Source organism: Rhizobacter sp. P1_G5, assembly GCF_056405435.1.
The window spans coordinates 26,618-32,780 of record NZ_JBFUCB010000008.1 but is presented as its reverse complement, the minus strand read 5'-3'; the positions used below and the strand labels follow the sequence as shown (position 1 = coordinate 32,780).

The following is a 6,163-nucleotide window of genomic DNA, read 5'->3' as shown; positions in this document are numbered from 1 at the left end:
GGCCGCTGGTGCCGTGGCTGGCCGCGGCCGTCGTCGTCGAGGCCATCGGGCTGTCGGTGCTGGGCGCCGGTTTGCTGTGGCGCGATGCATCGCCGGCGGCCTACCAGACGCTGTCGGCCACGGCCGGCGAGCCGGCCGGCGTCGCGCTGCGCATCGTGCCGGCGCCGAGTCTGCGGGCCGACGAGCTGCAGGCGCTGCTGCGCGGGCTCGAGCTGCAGATCGTCAACGGCCCGAACGCGGCGGGCGCCTACGGCCTCGCGCTGCAGGCGCGCGATGCGGGTGCGGAACAGGTGGCAGCGAAGGTGGCCGCGCTGAGGGCGGCGCCCGGCATGCGCCTGGTCGAGCCGGTCGGCGGCCCGCGATGATCCGTGCGCTGGCCGCGGCACTCGCGTGCTGCGCGATGCTGCTGGCCGGGTGCGCCGCGCCGCCGGCCGCGCTGCCGCGCGATGCGGCCGACGCCGCGTTGCTGCGCGAGCATCCGCAGCGCCTGATCGTCGTCGCGGTCGCGAACCCGCGCGAGCGCATCGTGCCGCAGGCCGGCTCGACGCTGGCCACCTACAACGCGAGCCAGCGCTACGGCGCCGGCAGCGAGGCCCGCGCGGTGCTGGAGGCGATCGAGCGCGAGCACGGGCTGCGCGAACTCGCCGCCTGGCCGATCAGCGCACTGCGCGTGCACTGCGTGGTGCTGGAGATCGCGCCCGGCGCCGAGCGCGACCAGGTGCTGGCCGCGCTGGCGCGCGATCCACGCGTCGAGTTGGCGCAGCCGTTGCAGGATTTCGACACGCTGAGCCTGCCGGACGCGGCGCACGCACCGGCCGGCGCGGCCTACAACGATCCGTACGTCGACCTGCAAAGCGGCTTCGTCGAGCTCGATGCCGTCGATGCGCACCAGCGTGCGCGCGGGCAGGGCGTGCGCATCGCGCTGATCGACACCGGCGTCGACACCACCCACCCCGACCTGCAGGGCCGCATCGCGGCGACGCGCGACTTCGTCGACGGCAGCGCGGCGCGCTTCGACGCCGACCGCCACGGCACCGAAGTGGCCGGCGTGATCGCCGCGGTCGCGAACAACCGGCAAGGCATCGTCGGCATCGCGCCGCAGGCCATGCTGTCGGTCTACAAGGCGTGCTGGCAGCGCGTGGCAGCCGACGGCGGCGGGGCGCGCTGCAACTCGTTCACGCTGGCGCAGGCGCTGGGCGCGAGCATCGACGACGGGGCCCGCATCATCAACCTGAGCCTGGGCGGGCCCGACGACCCGCTGCTCACGCGGCTGGTGACCCATGCGCTGGGCCGCGGCCGCATCGTGATCGGCGCGATGCCGCCGGACGGCCGGCCGCACGGCTTCCCGACCGGCATCGCCGGCGTGATCGCGGTCGACAGCAGCCGCCCCGGCCCGGCGGCGCCGGGCGCACCCGACGCGGTGCTGCGCGCGCCCGGCCGCGACATCCTGACGCTCGAACCCGGCGGCCGCTACGACTACAGCTCCGGCTCGTCGCTCGCGGCCGCGCATGCGAGCGCGGTCGCCGCGCTGCTGCTGGAGGCCGCGCCGTCGCAGGACGCGGCTGCGGTGCGCACCGCGCTCGAACGCAGCCGCAGCGGCGCTTCGATCAATGCCTGCGAAGCGCTTGCAACTCTTTTCGCTCCCACCCGCACACACCGACAGGAGCAGGACGGTCGCGGACCGTGTGCTTCCCGCCGCGGGCCGACGGGCCTGCCTGTCGAACCGGTCGATGAACGACCACGAGGAGCGATGCAATGACGATGACACGCAAGGGATTCCTGGGAGCTGCCGCCGGCAGCACGGTGATGCTGTTCCTGCAGGCCTGCGGAGGCGGCGGCAGCGACTACAGCGGCAGCCCGGCGCCCGCTCCGGGGCCGGCTCCCGCCCCGGCGCCCGGTCCGGCCCCGCAGAGCTGCGGCTCGTCCGGCGGTGCGATCGCCGGCAACCATGGCCACGTGCTGGTCATCGCGGCCGCCGACCTCGATTCGACCACCGACAAGACCTACAACATCACGGGCACCGCGTCGCACGCCCACAGCGTGACCTTCACGCCGGCACAGCTGCAGTCGCTGAAGGCCGGGCAGGCGGTGACCGTGACCTCGACGATCGGCGCCCAGCACGACCACGAAGTCACGGCCAGCTGCGTATGAGCTGGCAGCGCACGATGGCCGCCGCGCTGCTTGCGGCGGGTGGGATGGGTGCGCTGCCTGCGCTCGCGGTCGAGGTCGGCCAGCCGGCGCCTGACGTCGAGCTGCCGGCCGCGGTGGCCGCCGCGCCGAAGTTGTCGGCGCTGAAGGGCAAGCTCGTCTACGTCGACTTCTGGGCGTCGTGGTGCGGGCCGTGCCGGCAGTCGTTCCCGTGGATGAACGAGATGCAGGCGAAGTACGGCGCGAAGGGGCTGCAGATCGTCGCGATCAACCTCGATGCGAAGCGGGCCGATGCCGATGCGTTCCTCGCGCAGCTGCCCGCGCGCTTCGGCCTCGCGTTCGATGCGGCCGGCGCGTCGGCGAAGCGCTTCGGCGTGAAGGGCATGCCGACCTCGGTGCTGATCGGCCGCAACGGCGAGGTGCTGGCGGTGCACCAGGGCTTCCGCGACGACGAGCGGCAGGCGCTGGAGGCCAAGCTCGCTGCGGCGCTCGCGACCCCGTAGTTCCCTCTTTTCAATTCAAGGATCTTCGATGCGACCGATGCTTCGGGCAGCCGGCTGCCTGTGCCTGGCCGTGCTCGGCGGCTGTGCCGCCTGGGCGCCGCCGCAGCCGTGGGAAAAGGGCCAGCTCGCGCGRCCCGAGATGACGATGGCCGGCGATGCGCTCGGCGAGCGCTATGCGCAGCACATCTACGCCAGCAAGGAGGCGGCCTCCGGCGGCTACGGCGTGGGAGGGGGCGGCTGTGGCTGCAACTGACGCACGCGGTGCCCTGGTGCTGGCTGCGCTGGCCTTGCCCGGCGTGTGGGCCGCAAGTGCGCAGGCGCAGGGCGCGCCGGAGCACGGCCTGGTCGCGCTGAAGCACCTGCACTACGAAGATTCGCAGCCCGGCCTGCACCGCATCACCGTCGACTCGCCGTCGTTCTACCTGCTGGCGCCGCTCGGCCCGCGCTGGTCGGTGGAGGGCACGGCGGTGCTGGATTCGCTGTCGGGCGCGACGCCGCGCTGGCAGAGCGCGGTCTCGAGCGCCTCGACGATGCACGAGACGCGCCGCGCCGGCGACGTGCGGGTCACGCACTACCTCGACCGCGCGTCGTATTCGATCGGCGCGAGCGTCTCGCGCGAGCACGACTACGACTCCGATGCGCTGTCGTTCAATGGCAGCTGGGCCAGCGACGACAACAACACGACCTGGCATGCCGGCATCGGCGCCAACCGCGACCGCATCCACCCGACCGACGGCGGCAACGCCGGCATCGACAGCCGCAGGCGCAGCGGCACCGACGTGATCCTCGGCGTCACGCAGGCGGTGTCGGCGGTCGACCTGGTGCAGATCGATGTGAGCCACAGCCTGGGCCATGGCTACTTCGACGACCCGTACAAGGACCTCGACGTGCGCCCCGACCGGCGGCGCCAGGCCACGCTGCTGGCGCGCTGGAACCACCACGTCGCCGACCTCGGCGCGACGCTGCGCAGCAGCTGGCGCGCCTACCGCGACAGCTACGGCGTGCGGGCCCACACGCTGCAGGCCGAGTGGGTGCAGCCGCTCGGCGGGCAGTTCGCGCTGACGCCGCTGCTGCGCTATCACACGCAGGGGGCGGCTGATTTCTACGCCAGGGCGCAGGTCGATGCGAATGGTGCGCCGCTGTTCCCGGCACTGTCGCCGGGGCAGCTGAACTCGGGCGACCAGCGGCTGTCGGCGTTCGGCGCGTTCACGCTGGGGCTGAAGGCCGAGTACAAGCTCGACGCGCTGTGGACGGTCGACGCGAAGGTCGAGGCCTACGAACAGCGTGGCAGCTGGCGTGCTGGCGGCGAAGGGTCGCCGAACCTGGAGCCGTTCCGCGCGCGGTCGGTGCAGCTCGGCGTGAGCCGGCAGTTTTGACGGAGGCCGTTGATGAAGACCTTGTTGATCAGAGCGCTGCTGCTGGTGGCGGCTTGGCTGCCGCTGCAGGCCTTCGCGGCCGATGACTTCCTCGACCCGGAGGCCGCGTTCCGCTTGAGCGTGCAGGCGCAGGACGCGCAGCATGTCGCGATGCACTTCGCGATCGCGCCGGGCTACTACCTGTACCGCGAGCGCCTGGGCGTGCAGGCCGCGCCGGCCACGGCGGCCGGCGCGGCCGTGGCGATCCCGCGCGGCAAGACCAAGTTCGACCCGACCTTCCAGAAGGAGGTCGAGATCTTCCACGACGAGCTCACGATGGTGTTGCCCATCGCCGCCGATGCGCCGCCGTTCCGCCTCACCGTGGGCCACCAGGGCTGTGCCGAGAAAGGCCTGTGCTACCCGCCGGCTTCGCACGCGTTCGACCTGAAGCCGGGTGCCGGCGGATGGACCGTGGCAGCAGTGGCCGATGCGGACAGCACGGCTGCGCCTGCCGCGTCGACGGCTCCTGCTGCCGCACCCGCCACGGCCACCCCCGCCGCGCCGGAGACAGGCCGCTTCGCGAGCGCGCTGCAATCGCGCAGCCTGCTGACGGTGGCCGGCGTGTTCCTGCTGGCCGGTGTGCTGCTGTCGTTCACGCCCTGCGTGCTGCCGATGCTGCCGATCCTGTCGTCGATCATCGTCGGGCAGCGCGGCACGGTCTCGCGCTGGCGCGGCTTCTCGCTGGCGCTCGCGTACTCGCTCGGCATGGCGCTGATCTACACCGCGTTCGGCATGACGGCCGGCCTGCTCGGCGAAGGGCTGGCCGCCGCGCTGCAGAACGCCTGGGTGCTGGGTGCCTTCGCGTTGCTGCTGGCCGGGCTGTCGCTGTCGATGTTCGGCGTCTACGAGCTGCAGCTGCCGAACGCGCTGCAGAGCAAGCTGAGCGAGGTGTCGGGCCGGCTGCAGGGCGGGCAATACCTCGGCGTGTTCGTGATGGGCGGCCTGTCGGCGCTGATCGTCGGGCCCTGCGTCGCGGCGCCGCTGGCCGGTGCGCTGGTCTACATCAGCCGCACGCACGACGTGTGGCTGGGCGGCATCGCGCTGTTCGCGCTCGCGTCGGGCATGAGCGTGCCGCTGCTGCTGGTCGGTGTGTCGGCCGGCTCGCTGCTGCCGCGCGCCGGCGGGTGGATGGACCGCGTGAAGCACTTCTTCGGCGTGATGCTGCTGGCGGTGGCGCTGTGGATGGTGTCGCCGGTGCTGCCGTCGTGGGGGCTGATGCTCGGCGCCGCGGCACTGCTGCTGGCGAGCGCGGTGTACCTCGGCGCGTTCGAGGGCGGTGCGGCATCGCCGGGGCGCGCGGCGACGCGCGGCGTCGGCCTGCTGCTGGCGGTGCTCGCGGTGCTGCAATTGGCCGGCATCGCGTCCGGCGGGCGCGACCTGCTGCAGCCCTTGCAGCACCTCGCCGGGTCGGGCCAGGCCAGCGGCACGCGCGAGGCCGCGCTGCCGTTCCAGCCGGTGGCCGACCTGGCGGCGCTCGATGCCGCGGTGCGCACGTCGACGAAGCCGGTGATGGTCGACCTGTATGCCGACTGGTGCGTCGCCTGCAAGGAGTTCGAGTCGCTGACCTTCACCGACGCCGCGGTGCGCGAGCGGCTGGCCGGCATGACGTTGCTGCGTGTCGACGTGACGGCCAACAACGCGCAGGACAAGGCCCTGATGCGCAAGTACGGCCTGTTCGGGCCGCCGGCGCTGCTGTTCTTCCCGCCCGGCGGCGAGGAGCGCAGCGAGGCGCGGGTGGTGGGTTTCCTGGATGCGGCGAGCTTCCGTGAGCACCTCGGCGAACACCTCGACCCGCGGCGCTGATTTCGCACTGCTGCACACCGGTTCGCCGGTGATGCCGGCTCCTTTCATGTGCTCAACAAAATGAACACATGAACACATATCAAGCCGCACCGAATGYCGCGCCAGCCCACGCCGCCATCACGCTGCGTGACCTGCGCGAACCTCACCCCACCGACATGCGCTCGTGGCGCAGCGCGTCGATGACCGTCACCGAGCGACCGGGCAGCACCTGCCACTTCGTCGTGCTGCCCGACGGACGCCTGTTCAGGATGCCGGCGCTGCCGCCGGCGCGGGTGAACTGAGGTGCGGCTCTCC

Annotated in this window: 7 protein-coding genes and 1 pseudogene; all 8 read left to right on the top strand. The window is 72.6% G+C overall.

Annotated elements, in window-relative coordinates:
* Positions 1-365 (top strand): annotated as a pseudogene (locus AC1D12_RS01535) (hypothetical protein); the annotation flags it as partial.
* The gene (locus AC1D12_RS01530) at positions 362-1,759 is read left to right on the top strand and encodes a S8 family serine peptidase (RefSeq protein WP_477825694.1); all 1,398 of its coding nucleotides are present in this window, start codon (positions 362-364) and stop codon (positions 1,757-1,759) included. The pseudogene AC1D12_RS01535 and the gene AC1D12_RS01530, both read left to right, overlap by 4 nt.
* Positions 1,756-2,151: a hypothetical protein gene (locus AC1D12_RS01525; protein WP_047509764.1), complete on the top strand. Its 396-nt coding sequence runs from the start codon at positions 1,756-1,758 to the stop codon at positions 2,149-2,151. The genes AC1D12_RS01530 and AC1D12_RS01525 overlap by 4 nt, the downstream gene beginning before the upstream one ends.
* A complete protein-coding gene (locus AC1D12_RS01520; protein WP_477825695.1) occupies positions 2,148-2,651 on the top strand; it encodes a TlpA family protein disulfide reductase in 504 nt (167 codons plus the stop codon). Before AC1D12_RS01525 ends, AC1D12_RS01520 begins: the two co-directional genes overlap by 4 nt.
* A gap of 28 nt (positions 2,652-2,679) precedes the next feature.
* On the top strand, positions 2,680-2,904 hold the full coding sequence (locus tag AC1D12_RS01515; protein WP_047509768.1) for a DUF4266 domain-containing protein: 225 nt from the start codon (positions 2,680-2,682) through the stop codon (positions 2,902-2,904).
* Positions 2,891-4,027, top strand: a complete 1,137-nt coding sequence (locus AC1D12_RS01510) for a DUF3570 domain-containing protein (protein WP_477825696.1) — start codon at positions 2,891-2,893, stop codon at positions 4,025-4,027. Before AC1D12_RS01515 ends, AC1D12_RS01510 begins: the two co-directional genes overlap by 14 nt.
* Before the next feature lie 12 nt (positions 4,028-4,039).
* Positions 4,040-5,869: a protein-disulfide reductase DsbD gene (gene dsbD, locus AC1D12_RS01505; protein WP_477825697.1), complete on the top strand. Its 1,830-nt coding sequence runs from the start codon at positions 4,040-4,042 to the stop codon at positions 5,867-5,869.
* A 68-nt stretch (positions 5,870-5,937) separates the two neighbouring features.
* Positions 5,938-6,150, top strand: coding sequence for a hypothetical protein (locus tag AC1D12_RS01500; RefSeq protein WP_477838550.1), 213 nt, complete (start codon positions 5,938-5,940; stop codon positions 6,148-6,150).
* The last annotated feature ends 13 nt before the right edge of the window (positions 6,151-6,163 follow it).

Bases quoted from the DNA above. Each gene is read 5' to 3' on its own strand.
- AC1D12_RS01520 (WP_477825695.1), top strand. From the start codon at position 2,148: ATGAGCTGGCAGCGCACGATGGCCGCCGCGCTGCTTGCGGCGGGTGGG.
- dsbD (WP_477825697.1), top strand. From the start codon at position 4,040: ATGAAGACCTTGTTGATCAGAGCGCTGCTGCTGGTGGCGGCTTGGCTG.
- AC1D12_RS01530 (WP_477825694.1), top strand. From the start codon at position 362: ATGATCCGTGCGCTGGCCGCGGCACTCGCGTGCTGCGCGATGCTGCTG.
- AC1D12_RS01525 (WP_047509764.1), top strand. From the start codon at position 1,756: ATGACGATGACACGCAAGGGATTCCTGGGAGCTGCCGCCGGCAGCACG.